The 1,131-nt window shown below is 69.2% G+C and carries 1 protein-coding gene; it reads left to right on the forward strand.

Annotation, left to right across the window (positions count from 1 at the left end; all coding sequences use genetic code 11):
- Positions 1-47: 47 nt before the first annotated feature.
- On the forward strand, positions 48-1,131 hold a 1,084-nt coding region (locus tag AOK24_RS42685; RefSeq protein ID WP_055725236.1), incomplete at its 3' end, for a recombinase family protein.

Genomic DNA, 1,131 nt, shown 5'->3' on the forward strand with positions numbered 1-1,131 from the left:
TTCCCGAACCTGAGACAAGGACACCACTAGTGCGCCACACTCAGGTCATGAGCCCACACCTCCGCTCCGCCATCGACGTCGCCTCAGGCGTCAAGACCCGCGCCGTCATCTACTGCCGCATCAGCCAGGACCGCACCGGCGCCGGCCTCGGCGTCGACCGGCAGCGCGAGGACTGCGAAGCCCTCGCCGCACGGAACGGCTGGGAGGTCGTCGGGGTCTACACCGACAACGACGTGTCGGCGTTCTCCGGCAAGCTACGCAAGGGCTACCGGCAGATGCTCGCCGACCTCGACGAGGGCAAGGCCACCGTCGTCATCGTCTGGCACACCGACCGGCTCACCCGCTCGATCGTCGAGTTGGAGGAGTACATCGATCTGTCGGACAGGCGCGGAATCTCCACGCACACCGTGCAGGCAGGGAACATCGACCTCGCGACGCCGTCCGGACGGATGACCGCGCGCATCCTCGGCGCCGTGGCCCGTCAGGAATCCGAGCACAAGGGCGAACGCGTCGCCCGCGCCCGCCGCCAGAAGGCGCTCAACGGCGAGTGGACCGGCGGCATCCGCCCGTTCGGCTGGGGCATGCCCACGGGCGAGACCCGGACGGTCACCGACCCCGAGACGGGCGAGGAGACTGAGGTCGAGGTGCTCGACATGAGCAAGGCCCGGCCCGACGAAGCCGGGGCGGTGCTGTACGGAACCGACCTCATCCTCGTCGGCGGGTCGGTCCGCTCGTTCAAGAAGTGGCTCAAGGACAAGGGCTTCACCACGACCCTCGGGAACGACTTCAGCCACCAGGAAGCCCGCGCGATCCTGATGCGCCCCCGGAACGCCGGTATCGCCGTCTACCGGGGCGAGGAGGTGGGGCCCGGCAAATGGGACCAGCTCGTGCCCGAGGAGAAGTTCAGGGCCTGCGTGGCGATCCTCAAGGACCCGTCCCGGGTGACCACCCCGGGCGCCCAGCCGAAGTGGGTCGGGTCGGTGCTGTACCGGTGCGGCCGTAACTGCACCGAGACGATGACCGTCACCCAGTCCGGCGGCCGTAACTATCCGTCGTACCGGTGCCCGACCGGGCACGGCGGCGGCCGGCGCGCTGAGGTCGTCGACCAGTACGTGGAGGACACGATCGTCG

The sequence above is a fragment of the Streptomyces niveiscabiei genome (genome assembly GCF_001419795.1).
GTDB lineage: Bacteria > Actinomycetota > Actinomycetes > Streptomycetales > Streptomycetaceae > Streptomyces > Streptomyces niveiscabiei.